The organism is Aeromonas sp. Marseille-Q7275, from assembly GCF_965119515.1.
On sequence record NZ_CBCPLW010000024.1, the window covers coordinates 25,844 to 49,494 of the forward strand.

14 protein-coding genes and 1 pseudogene are annotated in these 23,651 nt (G+C 66.1%); 5 read left to right on the forward strand and 10 right to left on the reverse strand.

Annotated features, from left to right (window positions below; genetic code table 11):
- The gene (locus ACWPWQ_RS18540; RefSeq protein ID WP_454010498.1) at nt 1–1,221 is read right to left on the reverse strand and encodes a DEAD/DEAH box helicase; all 1,221 of its coding nucleotides are present in this window, start codon (nt 1,219–1,221) and stop codon (nt 1–3) included.
- Between the two features lie 184 nt (nt 1,222–1,405).
- On the opposite strand from ACWPWQ_RS18540, the gene ACWPWQ_RS18545 reads away from it, so the two are divergent.
- On the forward strand, nt 1,406–3,388 hold the full coding sequence (locus ACWPWQ_RS18545; protein ID WP_454010481.1) for an alkyl/aryl-sulfatase: 1,983 nt from the start codon (nt 1,406–1,408) through the stop codon (nt 3,386–3,388).
- Between the two features lie 11 nt (nt 3,389–3,399).
- On the forward strand, nt 3,400–3,930 hold the full coding sequence (locus tag ACWPWQ_RS18550; RefSeq protein WP_265436898.1) for a hypothetical protein: 531 nt from the start codon (nt 3,400–3,402) through the stop codon (nt 3,928–3,930).
- Between the two features lie 77 nt (nt 3,931–4,007).
- Here the strand turns inward: ACWPWQ_RS18550 and tpx are convergent, their stop codons facing one another.
- Nucleotides 4,008–4,511: a thiol peroxidase gene (gene tpx, locus ACWPWQ_RS18555; protein WP_113069638.1), complete on the reverse strand. Its 504-nt coding sequence runs from the start codon at nt 4,509–4,511 to the stop codon at nt 4,008–4,010.
- Between the two features lie 223 nt (nt 4,512–4,734).
- Here tpx and ACWPWQ_RS18560 point away from each other — a divergent pair, with 223 nt between their 5' ends.
- Entirely contained in the window at nt 4,735–7,131 is a 2,397-nt protein-coding gene (locus tag ACWPWQ_RS18560) for a zinc/cadmium/mercury/lead-transporting ATPase (RefSeq protein ID WP_454010482.1), read from the forward strand.
- 197 nt (nt 7,132–7,328) lie between these two features.
- Here the strand turns inward: ACWPWQ_RS18560 and pulA are convergent.
- Nucleotides 7,329–11,390: pseudogene (pulA, locus tag ACWPWQ_RS18565) on the reverse strand (pullulanase-type alpha-1,6-glucosidase).
- Nucleotides 11,391–11,656: 266 nt separating this feature from the next.
- On the opposite strand from pulA, the gene ACWPWQ_RS18570 reads away from it, so the two are divergent.
- Nucleotides 11,657–12,070 carry a hypothetical protein gene (locus tag ACWPWQ_RS18570; RefSeq protein WP_247627867.1) on the forward strand — a complete coding sequence of 138 codons (414 nt, stop codon included), beginning with the start codon at nt 11,657–11,659 and terminating at the stop codon, nt 12,068–12,070.
- 22 nt (nt 12,071–12,092) lie between these two features.
- On the opposite strand, the gene dmeF is transcribed toward ACWPWQ_RS18570, so the two are convergent.
- The gene (gene dmeF, locus ACWPWQ_RS18575) at nt 12,093–13,082 is read right to left on the reverse strand and encodes a CDF family Co(II)/Ni(II) efflux transporter DmeF (RefSeq protein WP_454010483.1); all 990 of its coding nucleotides are present in this window, start codon (nt 13,080–13,082) and stop codon (nt 12,093–12,095) included.
- Between the two features lie 71 nt (nt 13,083–13,153).
- Here dmeF and ACWPWQ_RS18580 point away from each other — a divergent pair, with 71 nt between their 5' ends.
- Complete coding sequence (locus tag ACWPWQ_RS18580) at nt 13,154–13,429, forward strand: metal/formaldehyde-sensitive transcriptional repressor (RefSeq protein WP_106884936.1); 276 nt, start codon at nt 13,154–13,156, stop codon at nt 13,427–13,429.
- Between the two features lie 28 nt (nt 13,430–13,457).
- Here ACWPWQ_RS18580 and bcsC read toward each other — a convergent pair whose 3' ends face one another.
- From bcsC to bcsR, 6 genes are read right to left on the reverse strand one after another with little or no spacing between them, the layout of a single operon-like run.
- Nucleotides 13,458–16,901, reverse strand: a complete 3,444-nt coding sequence (gene bcsC, locus ACWPWQ_RS18585; RefSeq protein ID WP_454010484.1) for a cellulose synthase complex outer membrane protein BcsC — start codon at nt 16,899–16,901, stop codon at nt 13,458–13,460.
- A complete protein-coding gene (gene bcsZ / locus ACWPWQ_RS18590) occupies nt 16,886–17,995 on the reverse strand; it encodes a cellulose synthase complex periplasmic endoglucanase BcsZ (RefSeq protein ID WP_454010485.1) in 1,110 nt (369 codons plus the stop codon). Before bcsZ ends, bcsC begins: the two co-directional genes overlap by 16 nt.
- Nucleotides 17,996–17,998: 3 nt before the next feature.
- Entirely contained in the window at nt 17,999–20,224 is a 2,226-nt protein-coding gene (bcsB, locus tag ACWPWQ_RS18595) for a cellulose biosynthesis cyclic di-GMP-binding regulatory protein BcsB (RefSeq protein WP_454010486.1), read from the reverse strand.
- Entirely contained in the window at nt 20,221–22,782 is a 2,562-nt protein-coding gene (bcsA, locus tag ACWPWQ_RS18600) for a UDP-forming cellulose synthase catalytic subunit (protein ID WP_454010487.1), read from the reverse strand. The genes bcsB and bcsA overlap by 4 nt, the downstream gene beginning before the upstream one ends.
- On the reverse strand, nt 22,776–23,444 hold the full coding sequence (gene bcsQ / locus ACWPWQ_RS18605) for a cellulose biosynthesis protein BcsQ (RefSeq protein ID WP_429110424.1): 669 nt from the start codon (nt 23,442–23,444) through the stop codon (nt 22,776–22,778). The genes bcsA and bcsQ overlap by 7 nt, the downstream gene beginning before the upstream one ends.
- Nucleotides 23,441–23,641: a cellulose biosynthesis protein BcsR gene (gene bcsR, locus ACWPWQ_RS18610; protein ID WP_041998134.1), complete on the reverse strand. Its 201-nt coding sequence runs from the start codon at nt 23,639–23,641 to the stop codon at nt 23,441–23,443. Before bcsR ends, bcsQ begins: the two co-directional genes overlap by 4 nt.
- Between the last annotated feature and the right edge of the window lie 10 nt (nt 23,642–23,651).

Sequence of the window (23,651 nt, forward strand, 5' to 3'; positions counted from 1 at the left end):
TTAGCCCCTGCCCTTGAACTGCTTGACGCTGCGCTTGGCCTGGGTACGGCGGTTGGCCTGCTTGTCCCGGGGGGCCCGCTTGCCCTCCCCGCTCGCAGGCTGGTCGGTCACCGGGAAGCCCTCAAGCTCCTCCAGCGGCAGCGCGCGACCGGTCAGGGTACGGATGGCCGCAAGCGTCTCGGCCTCCCCGTGGCAGACCAGGGAGAGGGCGAGGCCTTTCTGCCCGGCGCGGGCGGTGCGACCGATGCGGTGCACATAGACGGGGGCATTGGCAGGCAGATCCAGGTTGATCACCACCGGCAGCGCCTCCACGTGGATGCCCCGCGCCATCAGATCCGTGGCCACCAGCACCCGCACCTTGCCCCCCTTGAAATCGGCAAGCGCCTGCTCCCGCGCCCCTTGATCCTTCTCCCCGTGCAGGGCGGCCACTGCTATGCCCGCCTTGGCGAGTTTTCTGGCCACGGCGTCGGCATCGTCCCTGGCGCTGATAAACACCAGCACCTGGGACCACGGCTGCCCCTTGAGCAGGCTGATGAGCGCAGGCACCTTGCTGCTCTTGTTGACCAGATGGAGCCGCTCCTCGATGTCGTCGGCCACGCTGTTGCGAGGATCCGCCTCCACCCGCACCGGCGCGTTCAGCAGGCCGATGGCCAGGGTCTCGAGCTCGGGGGGCAGGGTGGCGGAGAAGAGCAGGGTCTGCCGCTCGGTCGGCATGGCATTCATCAGCCACTGGATATCGGGCCAGAAGCCCATCTCAAGCAGGCGATCCGCCTCATCCAGCACCAGGGTGCGCAGGTGGCTCAGTCCCAGCAGCCGCTGGGCCAGCAAGTCCCGCAGTCGCCCCGGGGTCGCCACCAGCAGTTGGGGTCCCTGGGCCAGCTCGGCCTGTTGCTGCTCCTGAGCCACCCCGCCGCACAGGGTCAGGAGACGCAGCCCCAGCGCCTCGGCGACCCCTTGCAGCGCCGCGCTCACCTGGGTCGCCAGCTCCCGGGTCGGCACCAGCACCAGTCCCTGCACCCGGTCGGATGCCGCGTCCAGCCCTTGCAGCAGTGGCAGGCCGAATGCCAGTGTCTTGCCGCTGCCGGTCCGGGCCAGGGCCAGCAGATCCTGGCCCGCCAATGCCGCCGGAATGGCAAGTTGCTGGATGCGGGTCGGGGTGTGCAGCTCGGCAGGCAAGGCGGCCAGCAGAGCGGGATCGAGGTGGAGTTCGTTAAAGGTCATGGGGCTACGCGGCAGGAAGAAGTGGGAGGCGAAGTCTAGCCAGTGCCGCATCATAAGTAAAAACAACCTGTTGCCTCCACTGGAATCACTCCCCATTCAGTGACGAACGAAGCCACAAAATGTTACACCACCGTTATGCACATGTATTGGAGTTGACAAGTTCTTTCATCATGGAGTGATAACGATGACAACTGCCAAAGCCCCCACTAAACGCCTGTTAACCCTGATCATTGCTACCCTCTGCCTCAACCCCAACGCGGCCTTCGCACTGGTCGACGCCAAACCGGCAACCGAGAGCACCATCAAGGCAAACGAGGCGGTCAAAAACCAGCTTCCGTTCAACGACAAGCAGGATTTTTCCGATGCCGAGCGTGGTTTCATCGCCAAGCCGGAGACATTGACCATCAAGGATGACAAGGGCAACGTCGTCTGGGATCTGGAGCAGTACAAAACCTACATAGGTCTGGACAAGGCGGCCCCCGACACCGTCAACCCCAGCCTGTGGCGCAACGCCCAGCTCACCATGCAGTACGGCCTGTTCAAGGTCACAGACGGCATCTATCAGATCCGTGGTTTCGATCTCTCCAACATCACCTTCATCAAGGGCGACAAGGGCTGGATCGTCTTCGACCCGCTGATCTCGCCAGACACCGCCAAGGCGGCACTGGCCTTCATCAACGAGAAGGAGGGCAAGCGCCCTGTGGTGGCCGTTATCTACAGCCACAGCCACGTTGACCACTACGGTGGTGCCGCCGGACTGTTCAGCACGCCGGAGGAACGCGAACAGGCGCAGATCATTGCCCCGGAAGGCTTCACCGAGCATGCCGTATCCGAGAACGTGATCGCGGGCAATGCCATGGGGCGCCGCGCCGTATACATGTATGGCGCCCTCTTGCCCCGCAATGCCCAGGGCGGTGTCAACGGCGGTCTGGGCATGACTACCTCCACCGGCCTGCCCTCTCTGATTGTGCCCACCAAACTGATCACCAAGACGGGGGAAGCGCTCGACATCGACGGCGTCAAGATGGTCTTCCAGATGACCCCAGGCACCGAAGCCCCGGCCGAGATGAACACCTGGTTCCCCCAACACAAGGCGCTGTGGATGGCGGAGAATACCACCAACACCATGCACAACATCCTGACCCTGCGCGGGGCTCAGGTACGGGATGCGTTGAAGTGGTCAACCTATCTGAATGAAACCATAGAGACCTGGGGCGACCAGGTAGAGGTCAAGTTCCAGAGCCACCACTGGCCGCGCTGGGACAACGCCAACATAGTCGATTACTTCAAGAAGCAGCGCGATCTCTACAAGTACATCCATGACCAATCGGTACGCCTGATGAACATGGGCTACACGGGCGAGGAGATCTCCGAGCAGATCAAGCTGCCACCGGAGCTCGAAAACTTCTGGCCGAACCGTGGCTACTACGGCACCTTGCGCCACAACAGCCGCGCCATCTATCAACGCTATATGGGCTGGTATTCGGGCAATCCGTCCGATCTGGACAACCTGCCGCCGGAAATGGTGGGCCCCAAATACATAGAGTTCATGGGGGGCGAAGCGGAGGTGTTGAAGAAGGCCAAAGCCTCCTTCGATAAAGGGGAGTACCGCTGGGTCGCCGAGGTGCTCAAGCATCTGGTGTTTGCCAACCCTGACAACAAGGAAGGCAAGCTGCTGCTGGCCGATACCCTGGAACAGCTTGGCTATCAGGCCGAGTCCGGCCCCTGGCGTTCAGTCTACCTGCAGGGCGCCTATGAACTGCGCAATGGGGTCCCCACTGCGGGCGGCACCAACACGGCATCACCCGACACCATTCGCGCCATGCCGCCCAGCATGTTGTTCGACTATCTGGCGGTACGGCTGAACCCGGAGAAGGCCGCAGGCAAGAAGATGACCATCAACATCGACTTCACGGATATCAACGAGAAACACTCGCTGAATATCGAGAATGCTGTGTTGAACCACAGCACCCGCTATGCCGACAAGCCGGATACCACTGTGACCCTGACCAAGAAGGTGCTGGATGATATCCAGCTTGGACAAACCACCCTGGAGCAGGAGATCGCCAGCGGCCAGGTCAAGATCACCGGGGATGCCAAGCAGTTCAGCGAATTCGTCGGCATGCTCGACAAGTTCAACTTCTGGTTCAACATTGTGACCCCCTAGGTGGTGACGCCATGAACAGACTTGCGATCAGGCTGCTGCTTTGCACCCTGGCCACGGGGCCTCTCCCCGTGGCCATGGCCTGTGGCTATGACGCCATCTACCCCAACCCTTTCGAGCAGCGCTGGCCTGGTTCCCTTGATGTTGCCATGGCCACTGCGGCAGCCATTTCGGATCGGAAGCTCGACCCTGTGCCCAAGATAACCGGGCCGAATGGGTTCAGCCGAAGCTACCAATGGCTCAACCAGCTGAAAGGCTCGCTCAAGGATGGCCAGTTACCGGGCAATGTCTCCATCCTGCTGGTGGATTCGGGGCTCTGGTCCAGGGTAAGGGGCAAGGAGGCGCTGCTGCTGCAGACCCACACCGAGGGGCCCGCCAGGCAGGACAGGATCATGCTGACCAGTGAGGCGGGCATCAATGCCCTCTTGTCCGGCCAACTCTCTGCTTCGCAGGCAACCGAATTGGGCTTGCTGGTGATCCAGGACGATCCCGATGACGCCTTCCTGAAGCGCCTGAACAAGGCCCTCGCCCTGCACAGCAGTTAGTCCAAGCCATTGACGATACATAAAAAAGGCCCGCCAATTGGCGGGCCTTCTCTTGTTCAGCGCTTGGCTGTCGGCACTTAGGCCAGCGCGGCCAGGGCGGCGGCGTAGTTCGGCTCGTCGGCCACTTCGGCCACCAGCTCGCTGTGCAGCACCTTGTCGTGCTCATCCAGCACCACGATGGCACGGGCAGCCAGGCCTACCAGGGGGCCGGAGGAGAAGGCCACGCCGTAGTCCTGCAGGAAGGAGACGCCACGCAGGGTGGAGAGGTTCACCACCTTGTCCAGACCCTCGGCGCCGCAGAAACGGGCCTGGGCGAACGGCAGATCCGCGGAGATGCACAGCACCACGGTGTTGTTCAGGGCGCTGGCCTGCTCGTTGAACTTGCGCACTGAGGTGGCGCAGGTCGGAGTGTCGACGCTCGGGAAGATGTTCAGGATCTTGCGCTTGCCGGCGAAGGTCGCCAGAGTCGCATCGGACAGATCGCCAGCAACCAGGGAGAAGGGCTTGGCCTGCTCGCCGGCAACGGGGAAGTGGCCGGAGACGGAGACGGGGTTGCCTTGCAGGGTGACGGTATTGCTCATGTTAGGTCCTTGATTATCGATGGGGGATCCAGGGTTCCCAGTATAGGCCCAGCGGCAGGGGACAAACACCCGCTAACAAGAGGGATTTGTTGCCACCCTGTCTCGTCCGCCCCGCCGAGGCGGGAAAGAGAAGGGCTTGACCTTGGACTTAACACCAAGGTTTACACTGGGTTCAGACATAGGCGATCCCGCAGGGGCGGGATCCACTCAAGAGGGACTCATCATGAGCAAATCCTGCTGCAGCCATTCCCATGCCGCCCCCATCAAGGCCATCGGCAAGGCCGCCCCCCATCAACACGAGCACGGGCACGACAGCCACTGCTGCGACAAGGTCGCCTCTGCCAGTTGTTGCGCCAGCCCGGCGCCCCAGGATCACCAGGCGCACGGGGTAGACGAGGGGCCCGGGGATGAAGACCCCCCCAGGGGCCGTGACGCCGGAGCCAAGCCTTCTCATCCACACGACCATGATCATCGCGGCCATGGAGCGGCGGCCGAGGGGCCTCTGCCCGCCCCGACCCGCGACAGTCGCCGCCACAGCTGGCAGGTGCTGGGGATGGACTGCCCCAGCTGCGCCCGCAAGATAGAGACGGCCGTCAACCGTGTCGAGGGTGTCACCCAGGCTCGCGTGCTGTTCGCCACCGAGAAGCTGGTGGTGGATCTCGCCCCCGGCCTATCCCCCGACCCCGTCACCGCCGCCGTGCTGGCCGCAGGCTTCCGGCTCAAGGGCAACACTCAGGCGACAGAGCGCGATGACAAACGGCTCAGCCCCCTGATGACGCTCCTTGGCAAGTATTGGCAGCCCCTCTCCTTGGCCGCCCTGATGGGGGTGGCCGCCCTGCTGCCGGCCCAGCTCGGCCAGCCGATCTTTACCCTGGCGACACTCTGGGGGCTCTGGCCCGTCGCCCGCAAGGCCTGGGCATTGACCAGAAGCGGCTCCCCCTTCGCCATCGAGACCCTGATGACGGTGGCGGCGCTCGGCGCCCTCTTCCTCGGGGAGACCGCCGAGGCGGCCATGGTGCTGCTGCTCTTCATGCTGGGGGAACACCTGGAGGCCTATGCCGCCGGCCGCGCCCGCGCCGGGGTCACCGCCCTGATGGCCCTGGTGCCCGACCAGGCCCTGCGCATTCGTACCACAGCAGAAGGTGACGTACGGGAAGAGGTTGCCGCCGAGATGCTGCGCCCCGGCGACATCATCGAAATTGCCCCCGGTGCCCGTCTGCCCGCGGATGCCCGCCTGCTCGACCCCCTCGGCGCCTTTGACGAGAGCGCCCTGACCGGGGAATCCATTCCGGTGGAGCGCCGTCAGGGGGACAAGGTGCCGGCCGGCAGTCTGGCGGCGGATCGGGTGTTGCGCCTCGAGGTGGTCTCCGAGCCCGGCAACAACGCCATCGACCGCATCCTGCACCTCATCGAGGAGGCCGAGAGCCAGCGCGCCCCCATAGAGCGCTTCATCGACCGCTTCAGCCGCTGGTACACCCCGGCCATGATGCTGGTCGCCCTGCTGGTGATGCTGGTCCCGCCGCTCGCCTTCGGCCAGGGCTGGGACGAGTGGATCTACCGCGCCCTGGCGCTGCTGCTCATCGGCTGCCCCTGCGCCCTGGTGATCTCCACCCCGGCGGCGGTCACCTCGGCGCTGGCCGCCGCCACCCGGCAGGGGGCCCTGATCAAGGGCGGTGCGGCCCTGGAGCGACTGGCCCATATAGACACAGTCGCGTTTGACAAGACAGGCACCCTGACCCTGGGCAAGCCGCAGCTGACCGAGCTGGTCAGCCTCAATGGCCGACCGGAAGCCGAACTGCTGGCACTGGCGGCGGCAATCGAGCAGGGCTCCCACCACCCCCTGGCCCGCGCCGTGGTGGCAGCCGCGACCAAGCAGGGGCTGACCCTGGCCACAGCAAGCGATCTGCGCGCCCTCCCCGGCATGGGGGTGGAGGGGCGCATCGACGGCGCCCTCTGGCAACTGCTGGCCCCGAGTCGGGTCCCCTCTCTGGATGAGGCGCTCGAGGCACAGATCGCCGCCCTGGAGCGCCAGGGCAAGACGGTGATCCTGCTCTGCCGGATGGGGGAGACGCCCAGTGCCCTGCTGGCGCTGCGGGATCAGATCCGGCCGGACGCGGCTGCGGCACTGCAAGAGCTCAACCAGCTCGGACTGCAGAGCATCATGCTGACCGGGGACAACCCGCGCGCTGCCGAGGCGATCGCCACCGAGCTCGGCATGGGCTGGCGCGCCAGCCTGCTGCCGGAAGGCAAGGTGGAGGAGATCAGCCTGCTCGCCAGCAGCCGCAAGGTGGCCATGATAGGGGATGGCATCAACGACGCCCCCGCCATGAAGCGGGCCAGCATCGGCATCGCCATGGGGGGCGGCACCGACGTGGCGCTGGAGACAGCCGACGCGGCCCTGACCCACAACCAGCTTGGCGGGGTTGCCGCCATGATCCGGCTCTCCCGCGCGGCGCTGGCCAACATCCACCAGAACATAGCGCTGGCGCTGGGACTGAAGGCCATCTTCCTGGTCACCAGCCTGCTCGGTATCACCGGCCTGTGGATTGCGGTGCTGGCCGACACCGGCGCCACCGCCCTGGTCACCGCCAACGCCCTGCGCCTGCTGCGCAAGCGCTAGGCCAGCCGTTAACGGCACAGCAAACAGCCGTCCCCAGCGGGACGGCTTTTTATTGCCCGTCCCCCAACGGCGACAGAGAAAAAGCGCGGCTGCCGGTCGGCAGTCGCGCTTTGCTTACTCTCTCGGCTTATCCCACCCTTGGCGAGGTGGAATTCAACCCTGGGCTGCCGAGTCAGTCCCGGGCTCGATAGGAAGGCTTACTTGGCGCTGCACTCCTGGACTATGACGGTGCCCACCTCGCCAGCGGCCTTGGTCGGATCGACCTTGACCAGGAAGCTCCACAGACCCTGGGGCAGGGTCATGCTGTTGTTGCCCATGCCGCCATCGCCGTGCTGCAGCGGATAGGACTGCTCTGGCTCCAGGGCAATCAGGGTGCCACCGGCATCCTTGACGAAGAACTGCTTGCTCCAGTTGCCGTCATCGTTGGCAAACTTGAAGTCAAAGCTGCCCGCGTAGTTGAAGGCGGCCTGATAGATGGCGAGGTTGCCCTCCATCCCCTTGTAGCTCAGCTGGTAAGCCGGTTGCGCGTTCCAGTCGCTCAGGCTGCCGCGAACATAGAGCGGGTAGCCCAGCGGGTTGCCCGCCACCGTATCCAGCACCTTGCAGCTCTGCACCGGCTCGGTGTAACTGACGCTCAGGGTGGGCTTCTCCTTGTTCATGGCGGTGAAGACGAACTTGTAGGTGCCCGCCTTCTCCAGCGCCAGCGCGACGTTGCCCGTCGAACCACCGGCACAAAGGGTCAGCGGCGTGCCCACCACCAGCTTGTCACCGGCGTTGCAGCTGCCGTAGTTGACCGGCCCCCAGCTGGCGTCGGCAATCTTCACTTCCGTCGTGCCCAGCTTGTCGGTTGCCACTTCGGTGGTGAACTCGTACATGAAGTTGGTGGTGAAGTTCATCGGGTTCGCTTCGCCCCACTCCCCGAGGAAGCCTTTCAGATAGACCGCGGTGTCACCGAAGGGAGGCAAGGTGCTCAGATCCGTCTTCTTGCCCACCGGCAGGCCCGCGCCCTGGGCGCCACTCTGCGGCTTGACGAAGACGGCGGCAGACCAGGCTCCCAGCGTCAGCTGGCCGTTGTCGTAGGCGGCACCACTGGCGATGCTGTCGACCCCGCGATGTTTCCCGCTCAGCACCATGCCGGAGAGATCGATGGGCTGATCGTCGCCGTCACGGAAGTCGCCGATGCTCTGGGGAGCATTGGTGGCGTTGATCATCACCACCAGGCCGTCGATGGCGGGATCCAGATCCGCACCGGCCTTGCTGCCATCATCCACGCTCATCACGATGAGGCCCGGGATCTGCTCAGGCCCGGTGTTGCGGAAGTCGACCCGCTTGATCACCTCGGACCCGCTGCCAAGACGCAGCAGACGGGAGGATTGACGCAGCTCGGAGAGCTCCTGGTAGAAGCTCACCATCTGCGCCATCTCGACCGAGCCCGGCTTGGCGTGCTGGTCGAGCACCTGCTCGATCAGCGCGTAGTTGGCCTCGTCCTTGTCCTTGCGCGGCAAGCCCTTGTCGAAGTTGTTGTCCCCCAGGCTGTAATCGACCCGGTTGTACCAGTCACCGGAGTCGTAGCTGTCCCGCTCCATGGACTTGGAGCGCAGCAGTTCGACCCCGGCGTGGGTGAAGGGGATCCCCTGCCCCAGCATGGCGGTGGCCAGCGACACCCCCTGCATCCGCACCAGATCGGCCCCTGCTGGCGCCTTGTAGACCAGGTTGTCGAACAGGGTCTGGTTGTCGTGCTTGTCGACGTAGTTCTGCACTTCGGTCGGATCCTGGGCATAGCCCGCCGGTTGACCGTTGTAGTCGATGTCGGACCCCTTCTTCGGCACGCCGTCCTTGTCGGTCAGCACGAACTCCTTGAGGTTGCCCGCCATGCCGAGGCGCACCAGGTCGGACTGATGCAAGGCGGTGGCGAGATCGACGCCGTCCACCTCGTTGACATCCACGAAGGCGCCGTTACCGAAGCCCTGGGTCTTGCGGATGGCGTCGCCGCCGTCGAACGGGCTGCCGCCGCGCACCGCATCCCGCAGCCGGTCGGAGAAGGAGCCGATGCCGGTGCCGGCCAGGTGTTTCTGGGTCGCCTGCACGAAGCGCTTGTCATCCTGCACTTCGCCGAAGTTCCACCCCTCGCCGTAGAAGTACATGTCCGGATTGACCTTCTTCACCTCGGCCAGGGCCTGCACCATCTGATCTTTCGGGTGATGGCCCATGAGATCGAAGCGGAAGGCATCGATCTTGTAGTCCCGCGCCCAGGTGACCAGGGAGTCATCCATCAGCTTGGCGAACATGGCGTGTTCCGGCGCCGTGTTGGAGCAGCAGGTGGAGTTTTCCACCGAGCCGGTCTCCGGATTGAGGCGCTGGTAGTACCAGGGCACTATCTTGTCGAGCACGGATTTGGGGCCGAGACCCGCCTCGTTGGTGTGGTTGTAGACCACGTCCATCACCACGTTCATGCCGATGTTCTGCTTGATGGCCTTGACCATCTCGCGGAACTCCTTGATCCGGACCGTCCCCTCCGCATTGGTGGCGTAGGAGCCTTCCGGCGCTGTGTAGTGGTAGGGGTCATAACCCCAGTTGAAGGAGTCGACGCCGCGCAGATAGCCGTACAGCTCCTGCACCACCGGGTTCTCCTTGCTGTCGCCGGCCTGCAGATCTTCCAGCACGGACGCTATGGTCTGGCCGCCGCCGCAGCGGCTGGCAAACCTGGAGTTCTTGACCTCGGCATTGACCTCGCACAGCTTGCTGAAGTCATCGCTTATGTTGGCCACCTTGGCCGGATCCTCGTTGACGGTGGCGATGTCGAACACCGGCAGCAGGTGCAGGTGGCTGACGCCGCTCTTGGCCAGGGATTTCAGGTGGGTGACGGGGACGCTGTCCGTGTCGGTCAGCCCCAGGAACTTGCCGCGGTGCTCGGCCGGGGTGGAGTCGTCGTTGCCGGTCAGATCCCGGACATGGGCCTCATAGATGGTGATGTCGGCGGGATTGGCCTGGCTGTGGGGGGCCTTGAGGCTGTCCCAGCCCTCGGGTTTGAGGGCAGGATCATCGAGATCCACCACCTGACTGAACTCGGAGTTCATCGCCAGGCTCAGGGAGTAGGGATCGGTCACCTGGTAGGATTCCAGCTTGCGACTGACCGGATGATAGACCTCGACGGCATAGCGATAGTACTTGCCCACCAGGTCGCTGCCCCCCTGCAGGCTCCAGCTGCCGCTGGCTTCATCCAGGGTCATGGCGCGCTCGCCGAGGGACTTGTGCTGCTCGTCAAAGAGCGCCAGCTTGACCGACCTGGCGGTCGGTGCCCAGAGCCGGAAGGTGACGTTGCCCCCCTCGACGATGGCGCCGTAGGCCAGCTTGGTGGCGGCCTCGGCGTAGAGGGCATCGAGGGCCCCGGCGCTCTGCACCAGGGTGGCCCCCTGCAGAATGCCGTCCGCATCGGTGCCGATGGCCACCAGCTCACCCTTGAGCAGGGGCTTGAGATCTTTACCGGCGGGCAGGGCGAAGGCGGCCGCATCCTTGAGGTGCGGGTACTTGGCCTGCTGCTCGGCACTGAGGCTGGTCGGGGTCAGCTTGAGGTAGGGGAAATCGAATACACCTTCGCTGTTGGCGGTGATGGTGCCGGACTCTGTGTAGTAGAGGCGCACATAGGGCTTGTCCTTGCCCCCTTGCCAGATCAGGGTGTTGCCGTCGATCAGGTGGGCACTGGCCCCCGCCACGCCGAAGGCGGCGGTGAAGGCCTCGGCACGGCTGCCGAAGATCTCGTTCTTGCCCGCGACTATGGCCACGGTGCGATCCGGGTGATCGCTGAAGACCACCTTCATGTCGCTGCCGGTCAGGTTCGCCAGATCGCCGTTGCGGGCGATGAAGTTGATGCAGCCCTCCATCTTGGCCAGCGGCACCACCCAGGCCGGGCCGAAGCTGTCCGCCGCCGCCGGGGTCTTGCTGGCGTCATCCCAACCTGTGTTGAGTCCGCCCTCCGACGTTGCGCCGCAGGCGTCGTTGTTCCACAGGTGCAGGCTGTGGCTGGCGAAGGGACCGGTGATCCCGCGCGCCGCGCTGCTCTGGGTATCCACCAGGGCGACCACGGCCTGGTCGGGGCAACCACCAGCAGCTCGGCCGGGGCTGGACATTGGGAAGGCGCGCGACGGGCTCATCCTGGGGGGTGGGAGGGTGGAGGGTGAAGAACTGTTGTCGTTACAGCCTGACAAAAGCGCGAGCAGTGAGGCTGTTACCAGCGCCACCTTGGTCTTTTTCATATCCATTTTTTTATAATTCCCGCTGTAGTTGGTCTCGATACTCGAGGTACCCGGTCGTAGCCGAGCGATGCCATATTAATCAGCGGAGATTGTTGTAAATGTGAGCGACCGGGCAAAAAAAACCAACCCGATTCAACAAGATAACGTTTTCATAACGAAAATTCGATCGCGCTCACAGACTCGCCCCCGCTTTGGGCCCATACCAGCAAAGAGAGGGGTGTATGCCGGAAAAATCAATTTCCGATCAAATGGATAGCAAGGAGCCATGGCCTATGAAACGGATCGAGGAGCAGGCAAAGCGGCTGGATCAGGAGTATCAGGGAATTGCCCAGCTGTTCCACCAGTTCTGCCAGCAGGCCGGGGGACTCGCCGAGCAGTATCACTTCTTCAGCTGGCCCGATTACGAAGAGACGCCGCCCCTCTGCCGGGCCTTCACCCTGCTGGGCGAGCCTCGCGAGCTGCGGCTGCGCTGTCAGCCCGGTGAGCGGGGAACCCTGGTCGGCATCATCCAGATCCTGGATGACGAGGGACAGACCCACGCCAGCCTGGGCTTTCGCGCCGACGGCCACCTGCTGCTGGAGCCGGGTCGACTGCTGGATGACCCCCCGGGGTTGCTGCTCAAGCTGATGCTGGGCTCCCTCTGGCAGGATCAGGCCAAGGGGGAACACGAGCGCCCGCCACACTGAAGCCGGGCCCCGGGGCCCGGCCTCATCCCTGCGCTATCTCTATGGTCAGATGCACCAGCTCCTCGTGGATGGCGAGGCGCTCGCGGATCGCCTGTGCCGGGATGGGGGCCGCCATCCGCAGGGAGAGCACGGCCGCATACTGCACCTGCCCCACCCGCCAGACGTGCAGATCGCGGATCTCGACGTCAGGCAGCTCGGCTATCACCTCGCGGATCTCCGCCACCAGGGGAGCGTCCATCTCCGCATCCAGCAGTACCCGTCCCGTGTCCCGCAGCAACCCCCGGGCCCAGACCGCCACCAGCACGGCCCCCACTATGCCCATCAGGGGATCCAACCAGTCGGCGCCCCACAGCATGCCCCCCACCAGCGCCAGGATGGCCAGCACAGAGGTCGCCGCATCCGCCAGCACATGGAGGTAGGCGGCACGCAGGTTCAGATCCTGATGGCCATGACCCTGGGTGTGAGCATGGGAGTGAGCATGGGAGTGAGCATGGGAGTGAGCATCATGGTCGTGACCCTGGTGATGATCGTGATGATGAGCATGACCGTGGTGATGGCCGTGATCGTCCTTGAGCAGCCAGGCGCAGGCCAGGTTCACCAGCAGGCCGACAGTGGCGATGCCGATCGCCTGCTGATAATGGATAGGGCTGGGATCCAGCAGCCGGGCCACCGACTCGAACAGCATCAGGCCCGCCACCCCCACCAGCAGCAGGGCGCTGCTGAAGCCCCCCAGCACCTCTATCTTCCAGGTGCCGAAGCTGAATCTGTGATCCCGGGCGAAGTGGCGGGCGGCGCGATAGGCCACGACGGAGAGACCGAGGGCCAGGGCATGGGAGCTCATGTGCCAACCATCCGCCAGCAGCGCCATGGAGTTGTAGAACCAGCCGCCACCTATCTCCGCCACCATCATGACGAGGGTGAGCAGCACGGCCCAGCGGGTCTTCTGTTCCGCCAGCGGATTCCCTTCATGAACGACGGGTTGGTGGCAGTGGGATGAGGCGAGGGATGACATGGATTTCTCCTGAGAGCGACAATGCAATATACTATACCCCAGTATAGTTTTATCGCGCGAGAGGATCCTGCATGTCACACACGGTTCACGACAAGAAGAAGCTGCTGGCCAGGGTCAGACGCATCAAGGGACAGACCGGTGCCCTGGAGAGTGCCCTGGAGCAGGAGACTGACTGCGCCGCCATCCTGCAGCAGATTGCCGCCATCCGCGGCGCCGTCAACGGCCTGATGCTGGAGGTGCTGGAAGGCCATATGCGCGAGCACCTGGGGGCGCCGGAGGCGACCCCGGCCGAGCGGCTGGAGGATCTGGATCAGGTGGTGAGGGTGCTGCGCTCCTACCTGAAATAAGGGCGCCCGGGCAAGCCGGGCGCAGGAGTCAGTCGAAGTCCGCGTAGGGGGTCAACGGCCTTGGCGGCATGTCGAGATCCCCCTGCCAGGGCTTGAAGGTGTAGCGCAGGAAGAGGGTGGCATGGCTGGGGGCATAGTCATCCGCCTGCTGGATGTCGATCCGCCCCCCGATGCGCCAGTGCTCGGTCAGGCGGTGCTCCACCACGGCATTCAGGGTATAGCCGAAGCCGCTGCTGCTGCCCCCCTGCACCGGCTCGTTCCTGTCCGGCAAACCGGCGGGCAGCAGGCCTTCCAGGGGGTAGCGACGGCTGTCGTCGGTGCGGGAACGGGACCAGGATCCCGAGCCTCCCAGCTCCCATGACCAGTCGGGGGAGCGCTGCCGGTAGCTGACCGGCACCGAGACAGAGAAGTACCCTTGCGGACTGTAATAGCCCCCCTGACCCAGGGTATAGCCGCTCAGATCCTGCTGGTAATGCCACAGCATGCTGCTCAGCCCCACGCTGGCCCGGCGGTTCGTCTCGTTGATGAGCTTGTAGTAGCCACCCCCCATGAGCCGGGTGCGCCAGTTGTCCGGCACGTTCTTGCCCGTCAGCAGGTGTTGCTGGGCGCTGCCCCAGAAGCCGACGGCGCCCCCGAGATCATGGCTGAGATCGAGGCGGACCCCGTTCGCTCTCACCCCACCCCAGCTGATCCCGGTCCCCGGATCCACCGTGCCCGCATAGGAGAGCAGCGAGCTGCTGACGGGCCGCCGGGAGAGGGTGAGCCCCCACCCCAGATCGCGCCAGTCTCCCTTGACCGTCGCGCCGCCGACCCAGTCCACCACCTCGAAGCCGAGGGGCGTGGTGCCGAGATCGAAGGCCCAGGCCCCCTTGTGCCAGCCCGCCGCCAGGGTGGTGCCCCGGCTCTGCTGGTGCTCCCCTCCCCGGCAGTCGCGGGCGGCGCAGGTGCCGAACTCCTCCCGGTAGGGGGAGGCCGGCAGCTGGCCCGCATCCATGTCCACCAGCTCGAGGCGACCAAAGGCGGTGCCGCCGGCCAGGGGGGTGTCCAGTTGCATCATCTGGGTCAGGGCCCGCAGATCGGAGACGCCGCCGGTGCCGCTGGATCCCCAGTAGTCACTGTCGAGGGAGACAGTGGTCTGGCTCTGCCGATAGTGACTGTCCAGATCCCCGCGCAGCCCGGAGGCCAGCCACTCCTCGCCGTCGCGGCTGCGGGCGAGCGCGGTCAGGGCGCCCCCATCCAGATCCTCCCCGGGGGCCAGGCCCGCAGCCACCAGTCCCTTGCGATCCCGCGCCAGGGCCCCCTCGGCGTCGCCGTTGGCGAAACGCTGACGGGCGGCGTCCCGCCAGAACAGGGCTGTCTGCTGGGAGGCTGGCTGCGTCGACACCAGGGGCTCGTAGCCGGTGAAGATGGCCCGGGCCGTCTCCCCCTCCCCCAGCGCCTGATAGAGGTTTGCCACCCGGCGGTAGTAGTTGAACTCCTCCGGGGGCAAGGGGCTGACCGGCCAGGCCGGCAGCCAGTGGCGAGCCTCTGCCGGATCGCCTCTGGCCTGCGCCAGTTCGGCCATGCCGAGCCTGGCCTCGGGATGCTGGGGGGCGTGCGCCAGCACAGCGCGGTAATGGCGCTCGGCCCCGGCGACGTCCCCGCGCTCCGCGGCCCATTCGGCCAGCATCAGGGTCACCTCGTCATCGGGTTGCAACGGCTGAAGCAGGCGCTCGGCGCCCGCCTCATCCCCCTGCTGGTGCAATTGCCTGGCGTTGGCCAGCAGCTCGCCACGGGCGAGGCGGCGATCCAGCGCCTGCATGTCCGCCGACCAGCGCGTGGCCGGCACCTCGGCCAGCACGGCGCGGGCCTGGGGCGACTGATCCTGCCCCGACAGGTAGAGGGCAGTGGCGTAGCGCAGGCTGTCGTTCTGTGGCTGCGCCGCCAACCGCCCCCGCAGCAGCCGCTCCCCGCCTGCAACATCCCCGAGTCGGGCCTGGGTAGTGGCGACCCGGTAGGCCAGCCAGACATCATCCGGCATCAGCCGCAGCGCCTCCTGGCGTTGAGCCAGGGCCTGGGGCAGCTTGCCGGCCTGGTCGAGCTGATCGGCCTGCTCCTGCAACAGCTCGGCCTTGAGCCGCTTGCCCTCGGCCTGCATGGCCGGGGTGCCGTGTTGATCCAGCAGGGCCAGCGCCCGCGCCGGATCCTGCCCCTTGTAGAGATCGAACAGCCGGGCCAGGGCCCGATCACGGGCTCCCGGCATGGCGAAGGCCTTCTGATAGGCAAGCTCGGCCTCGCCGTCGCGATGACGGCCCCGCTCGCTGTCCCCCAATCCGAGCCAGGCCTCCGGCTCCTTGCCGTCCAGGGCGATGGCGCTGCGATAGCGGGTCGCCGCCACCTCCCATTGCTGCTGCTCCAGGGCCTGGGAGCCCTGGTTGACCAGCAGCCAGTAGCGGTTGGTGGCCAGCAGGCTGGCCCACTTGTCCTTGTCGGTCACATCGGGATGGCGCAGCACCCGCTCGAACTGGGCGATGGCGAGCGCGCGCTGATCGTTGCGGGAATAGGCCTGACCCAGGGCCCCCATGAGGTCGGGATCCCCGGGATTGGCGGCGAGGGCCCGCTGCAGCTCGGCTATGGAGGCTCCGCCGCTGGCGGTCCGGGCCAGTGCCAGCTGTCGGGAGCGATAGGCCGGAGAGGCCCACTGCGCCTCCTGGGTGGCGAGCAGCGCCTCGGCCTTGTCGGCCTCCATCTCGGTACTGAAGAGGGCTATGTATTGCTTCAACTCGTCGATGCTCCGGGGCCCGACCGGCATGGCCTCGATGTCCGCCAGCCAGATCTCCGCCGCCTCCCCGCGGCTGTTGTCATCCTTCGCCATCTCCCGCAGCAGCCCCAGGGCCTGCTGGCGCCGACCGTCGGCCAGGTAGTGGCGGGCCAGCCCGCTGCGCACCCGTGGCTCACCCGGATATTGCCGGTTCAGGCTCTCCAGCGAGGCCATGCCCTTCGCCTTCATGGCGGGCATGCGCATCTGCAGCAGGGCATATTCCACCGCCACGTCGAGATTCGGGGGCAGATCCCCCACGAACAGGGAGCGATAGAGGCGCTCGGCCTCCTCCAGCCGGCCGGCATTGGTCAGCAGCCGCGCCTGTTGCAGTTGCTGGCGCTGGGCCGAGTCGCTCAGGGCGAGATTGGCCATGCCCTGGCGGTAAATCGGGGAGTCCGGCGCCAGCTTGCCGAGCCGGGCCAGCAGCGCCTTCGCCTCCCTGATCTTGCCCTGACGCAGGGCCTGGCGCGCCTGGGCCGCCAGCAGCTCCGGGTGATTGGGCTCCACCAGGGAGAGGGAGTAGAGGCTGTTGCTGACGAGATCCTCACGCCCGCTGGCCTCCCCTATCCTGACCTGCTCGAGCAGCCAGTCCACAGGCTGCACGGCCCCCAGCGCCAGGTTGCCGCTCATCAGGCAGGCGAGCAGGCAAGCCAGGGTCAATCTGCTTGGCATGACTCGCTCCAGCCTGGCTGCAGGGTGCCGTCCGCGGCGAAGCGATAGCGGCCCTGATCCCAGCCTGCGCCAAACAGGGTCAGGACGCTGCCGTAATAGGCGTCGGCCTGCTCGCCATGCTGTTTCACCTGCTCACGCAGGCTGGCCAGCATCAGCTGCCCCTGGGAGAGGGGCAGCAGGGCGGCGGCAAAGCCGACCGGTCCCCGTCCCTGGGTCTGGCCACTCTGGGTGTCGACCCGCTCGGGGACGGCGCCGAGGGCCGCCGTGCTCTCCAGCATGGGGGCGAAGTGCGCCACCAGGGGCCCCTTGGCGGGATCCTCGTCGTTCAGCATGCCGAGCCAGAGGTAGACGCGGATGGCGTCGTAGCTGCCCTGGGGCCCCTTGTCGGCCGTCACCTGCCACCCCTTCTCCCCCTGCCAGTCCACCCAGTCGGGGGCAAAACCACGGGGGGCGCTCTCCTGCAGCAGCCTCGGCAGTTGTGCGCGCATCTCGCGCCAGGGCCCCTGCAGCGCCGCGAAACGGGCCAGCAGCTGGGGCGGCAGGTAGCTCGGGTTCAGGGTCCAGCGCCCCTCCCCCGTATAGCCGTGAGCGCCGGGCAGCAGCACCGGGCCCAGACCGGGGACGGTGGCGACCTCTTCCCGGGCGATACGCCGCAGCAGCAGGGTGCCGATGGACTCGTAGCTGTGGTTGTCCCACAGACGCCCCGCCTCGAGCAGGCTGTAGGCTATCCAGAGATCCGAGTCGGACGCGCTGTTCTCATCCAGCACGCCCCAGCTGCCATCCTCCTGCTGGCCCCACAGCCAGGATGGCAGGAAGCCGGTCAGATCCCCCCGGGCGAGCCGCCGCTCGGTCCAGTCGAGCAGGCGGGCGAAGGTCTCCCTGTCGTTGTTGACCAGGGCGAAGAAGAGGCCGTAGCTCTGGCCCTCGGAGGTGGTGATCCGCCGACCGTCGGCCGGGTCTATGACCCTCCCCTCCTCGCTGATGTAGTGCTGGCGAAAATGCTGCCACGCCGGCCAGTCACAGGCCGCCAGGGCAGGCAGGGTACAGAGGGCCCAGAGCAGCAGGGCACCACAGGCTTTTTTCATCTGAGTCATCTCTTAATCTTCCTTCAGGCGGCTACGGCTGGCACCGGCCAGCAGCACCCGCAGGCCCCAGCCCAGCACCAGCATGCAGAGCAGCGTCAGCCCGGCGAGGCGCAGCGGATACTCGGCAAACAGCTGCCAGACTCGCTCCCACCAGGGCAGATAGCCCACCTCATAACGCTCCCCGACCTCCAGGCTCTTCACCCCGGACTCCCGGATGATGGCCACAGAGCCCGCGACCTGACCGCGCAGGGTGGCGTTTTGCAGGGTGTTGTTGAGCAGCCTGACCCCGGCCGGACCGTCGGCCAGCAGGGCCACCAGGCTGCGCTGCTCGTGGGTCGGGGACTGCAGGCCCAGGATGACGGCGATGGCGCGGTTGCCCGTCATGCCGACCCTGGCCTGGGGCTGGCGATCGGCCATGCTGTGCAGCAGATCCCCCTGATGCTGGCGGGTCGGCTCGTTGACCCAGCTGCGGGTGGCCTGCAGCAGTGCGTCTGGCGCCAGATCCCCCTGAAACTCCTCGGGCAGGGTGCCGATGAGCAGGGTATCCAGATCGGCGGTGCGGGCCTGCGCCCAGTCATCCAGGACTCGCAGGGAGAGAGCCGGATAACCGGTCTCGGCCCCGATGGCTCCCACCGCATCGAGCAATGTGGTGATCTGCGCCGGGTGCGCCCTGGCGGGCATGACCACCTGGCTGTCGGCAAGATCCGCCATCCGGCTGAACGGGAAGCCCGCATAGGCGAACGCCTTGAGGTTCGGCATCTCGATGAAGTGGCGATAGCCGCTGAAGTCGATGGTGGAGCCCTCGTCGATGCGCACCTGATGGGCGGGGGGCAGCACCAGATCGCAGCGGCCGTTCTCATTGCCCCCCTTCATCTCCCTGGCATATTCAAACGAGAAGCTCAGGCTGTTGGACTGGGTAGTCTTGAGCCCGGGCATGCGCAGCACAGTGGCGTCGTCATCGGCGGCGAACCAGAGCGGCAGGGTGAGCAACTGCTCGCTCTTGGCCTCACCCGGCTCGAGCGGGAACGACTTCATGAACTGGCCGTTGACCGCCACGTCCAGGCGGGAACCATCCCGCTGGATCGGTGCCGTGTTGTGGTACTTGAGATCCGCCTTGATGCCGTTGGCGCCCAGCAGATAGAGATCCGGCGGCAGCCGCAGCGTCAGGCTCATGGGCCAGAGCCGGCTGCCCGTCGCCTGCAGCTGGCCCGGATAGTCCGTCAGCTCGTCGAACCGCATCTTGCGATCGAGCCGCACCCAGTTGGGGGCATCATAAGGCTGGCGCGGGGCCAGGGGTTTCACCTCGTCCACCAGCACGCTCTGGCCGCGCAGCAGCACCTCTCCCTGAGCCAGCCCCTTGGCCGCGGTCAGCAGATCCTGCTGATCCCGTCCCAGGATCAGCAGCAGCTTCACATAGGGGTTGTCCGGGGAGCTGATCATGTCGATGGTGGGCCCCTTCACCTTGGGGTAGTCGACCAGGAAGTCGGGACGGGCGTCGTTGGTGGCGAAGATCACCCCGTTGCGATCCGGCAGCTGGTTGATAAGCACCGGGAAGTGCTGGCCCCGCCACTGGGCCTTGGTGCCGAACCAGGAGGCCAGCACGGCCGCCGCCTGCTGCTGCAGGAGCGGAACTGCGCCGCTGAACACCATGGGCAGGATCAGCTTGCCATTGTCCCGCACGTCGAGGAACGGCATGGGGAAGAAGGAGAGCTCGTTGCGCACCGGCAGGGTCTGCAGTTGCAGGCTCAGCTTGCTGTCCCGGTTGACGTTGAGCCACAGGGTATCGCTCGCCGGGTTCTCGCACACCTTCTGGTAGTGGCCGACGAAGCTCACCTTGATCCGGTTGAAGTCCTTGGCGTAGCGGGGATCCAGCTCGATGCGGGCATGGGTACGCTCCCCCATCTGCTCCTTGGTGAGGGCGGTGACCCCCATCAGCTCGTCATTGAGGTAGACCTTGATCTGGGAGAGCAGCGGCAGCAAGGAGGGGGACGGGGTGAAGTCGAGATCCAGGCTGGCCCGGGTGACCACTTCGTCCCGCCGCACCGTGAAGTCCGCCTGACCGTCAGGGGCATTGCCACGCAGGGAGAGGGTGCCCGGAGAGGAGGACATCTGTTCGAAACTCAGGTCCTGACTGCGCACCGGTGCGGGCACCGGTGGCAAGGGGCCGCTGGCCTCGGCGGCCAGCGCACTCTGCGTCATCAGCAGGAGAGGGATAAGGTAGCGTTGTGGTTTCATCATCCTTTCACTGTCTGTGTGGTCGGAGCCCCGGACCGGAAATCCGGCGAGACGCGACGAGGAACGAAAGAGAGCAGCCAGCGAGCCAGCTTCTCAAGCAGGATACAAACAAAGCCGATGGGTGAGGAGCGCGCCAGGCGCCAGTAGGCTCCCCAGCCGAGCAGCGTGATGTCGAGCAGGCTGTGGAGCGGGCGATCCTTGCCCAGGCGCTGCTGCCACAGGGACCAGGTGTCGGCCCGGGCGAAGGTGCACTGGATGAAGGCGATGTGCTGGGCCTGCTCCATGGGCTCCAGCTCCAGCCCCAGCTTGCGGCCGAACACCCGCTGCACCTTGGCGGCGAAGGCCTGCTCCCGCTGGCCGTGGCGCAGCAGCAGCCAGACCCTCTCCTTGTCGGCCAGGGGCAGGGCGTCCTCGAGCAGGACGCCGACCCCGCCATTGGAGTAGTCCTTGACGGTGCAGGGATAGAGGTGGCCGTTGGCCAGCTTGATGGCCGCCGGCATCACCATCTCCACCCTGGGGTTGGTGCGCACCTGTCGCGACTCGAACGCCACCGCCAGCGCCCCGCCCAGTATGGTCATGTTGTAGAGGGTCCACAGCATGCTGAGGATCAGGGTCAGCACCTCGTCGGCCGGGCCGGTGCAGATGCGCCAGATGCCGAAGCCCAGCCCGCACAGGTTGAGCAGGATCAGATAGGGCCTGGAGACCGACAGATCCAGATAGACCTCCTCCGTCATGCCCCCCTTGGCGGTGACGTTGAACTTGCCCTTGTGGGGGGCAAACAGCGCCACCGTGGTCGGCCTGGCTATGTACCAGGCCAGCACGGTCTCGTAGACCTCGCCCCAGAAGGAGTGGCGCACCTTGCCCTGCAGCCGGGAGTTGGTCAGGGCGCTGTGGAAGATGTGCGGCAGCATGTAGAGGGCGATGGCCGCCGCCGGGGCATAGATGATGTAGGCGTGCAGGATCAGGAAGGCGAGTGGCGCCGTCAGGAAGATGAGCCGCGGTATGCCCGACAGGAAGTGCAGCATGGCGTTGAAGTAGCAGAGCCGCTGCCCCAGATTGAGCCCCTTGCCAAACAGGGGGTTGTCCAGGCGCAGGATCTGCACCATGCCGCGCGCCCAGCGGATGCGCTGCCCTATGTGGGCGGAGAGGCTCTCGGTGGCCAGCCCCGCCGCCAGGGGGATGCGGATATAGGCGGAGGTGTAGCCAAGGCGGTGCAGCCGCAACGAGGTGTGGGCATCCTCGGTGACCGTCTCCACCGCGATGCCGCCGATCTCGTCCAGGGCAGAGCGCTTGATGACGGCGCAGGAGCCGCAGAAGAAGCTGGCGTCCCACATGTCGTTGCCATCCTGCACCAGGCCGTAGAACAGCGCCCCCTCGTTCGGCATCTTGCGAAACCGCTGCAGGTTGTGCTCGAACGGATCGGCGGAGAAGAAGTGATGGGGCGTCTGCACCACCCCCAGCCTGGGATCCCGGTAGAACCAGCCCACCGTCATCTGCAGGAAGGATCGGGTCGGCAGGTGATCGCAGTCGAAGATGGCGACCAGATCCCCGCTCGCCTGCCTGAGCGCATGGTTGATGTTGCCGGCCTTGGCATGCTCGTGGGTCGGCCGCGCCACATAGCGGATCCCCGCCTCTTCGGCGAAGGCGCGAAACGATGCTCTGTCCCCGTCATCGAGCAGCCAGACGGTCAGCTTGTCGGCGGGCCAGTCGAGGGCCAGGGCCGCGTAGACTGTGCCCTTGACGATGGCGAGATCCTCGTTGTAGGTGGGGATCATCAGATCCACGCTGGGCCACTGTGCCGGGTCCGCCGGCAAGGGCGCCGGGGGGCGATTCAGCGGCCAGGCCGTCTGCCAGTAGCCAAGCAGCAGCACTATCCAGGCATAGGTCTCGGCGGCCAGCAGCAAGAGGCCGCAGGTGAGGCTGACGGGATCGAACCAGTCCAGGGTGGAGGTGTAGCGCCACCAGATGTAGCGGCAGGAGACGGTGAGGGAGAGCACCATCATCATCAGCATGGGGTAGCGGCCCGGCACGGCGCGCAGGATGAAGGCCATCCCCATCAGCATGATGACGAACACCAGCTGGGCCTCGAGGGTGAATGGCTGGGTGATGCAGAGCAGGGAGAGGGTGCCGGCCACTGCGCACAGCAGCACGCTCTTCCAGCGCGCCTCCCTGGGGGTGGCCCTGGCCGCCGCCAGCCCCTTCTCTTCCTGCCGGATCAGGAAGCGGCCGAGGGCCTGGGTGCCCCACTGCCAGGCGCGCTGCCAGGAGGCGGGCCAGCGCAGGGGAATCGGCCTGGGGCGGCGCACTATGATCCAGACACTCTGCAACAGGATGCGCAGGGGATCCCCGACCCGGGGCCGGGCCAGGTGGGGATAGAGCTCCTCTGCATGGCTCAGCACCCACTGCCAGCCATGGCGCTCCAGGGGAAACAGGGTCCAGGCCAGCAGCCACACCAGGGTCAGACCGGCGGATCCCAGCCGGGAGCCACCCTGGCGGCGCAGCCCCTGGTAGTGCCGGGAGCACCAGAGGCTCGCCGTCGGCGTCAACAGCCGGGCTAGCATGGGTCGTCGCCCCCGGCGCCCAGGCACCAGCTGGCCAGGGAGGCCAGCTCGTGGGCGATCAGGCTGGTGGGGGCATAGCGGCCCACCGGCTGCTTGGCGGCCATGGCTTCGGCCATCGCCTCGTCCCGGTGCAGCCGCAGGCCGAGCAGGGGCAGGCCGGCCGCCTGCCAGAGATCCAGCAGATCCTGCTGCAGGGCCCGGCGGCTGCTGAACTGGGTCACCAGCAATCGCTCCCCGGCCGCCCAGGCATGGCGGTGGAGCCGCACATGGCAGTTGGCATCGGCATTGACTATGGTCAGCAGTCGGCAAGGGATCGCGGGAACCGGGCCCAGGGGCAGATCCAGCAGCACCAGATCATAACCGTCGAGGGCCTGCAGCCACTCCCCTGCGGATGCTCCCGGCTGGCCACCATGGGGCAGCAGATCCAGCCCCTCCTCATAGTGATAGAGTGCCGAGCGCCACTCCCGGGCTGGATCCGCCAGCCGGCTCCAGCCCCTGGCATCGGCATGGGGCAACCCCAGATGGATGCCAAGCAGGTTGTCATGGCACAGATCCACCGCCAGCACCCTGGCCCCCTGCTCCCGGGCCGCCAGCGCCAGGCCGGCGACGAGGGAGCTGGTGCCCACGCCGCCACGGATCCCTTGCAGGGCAACGCAATTCATTCAGGCCCCCTCATCTCCAGCTCCGCCAGCAGGGGGAAGCGCTCGCGCAAGGCGACGAGCCGCTCCCTGAAGGCGATGTCCTGATAGGAGAGGCTCACGCCGAAGGCCTGCTGCACCATGGCCACATCGCTCATCATGCCGCCTTCGACCGGCACACCGAAGGGGGTGGGCGTCACGGGTCGCCGTTCACTCTGCATCTCAGCCTCC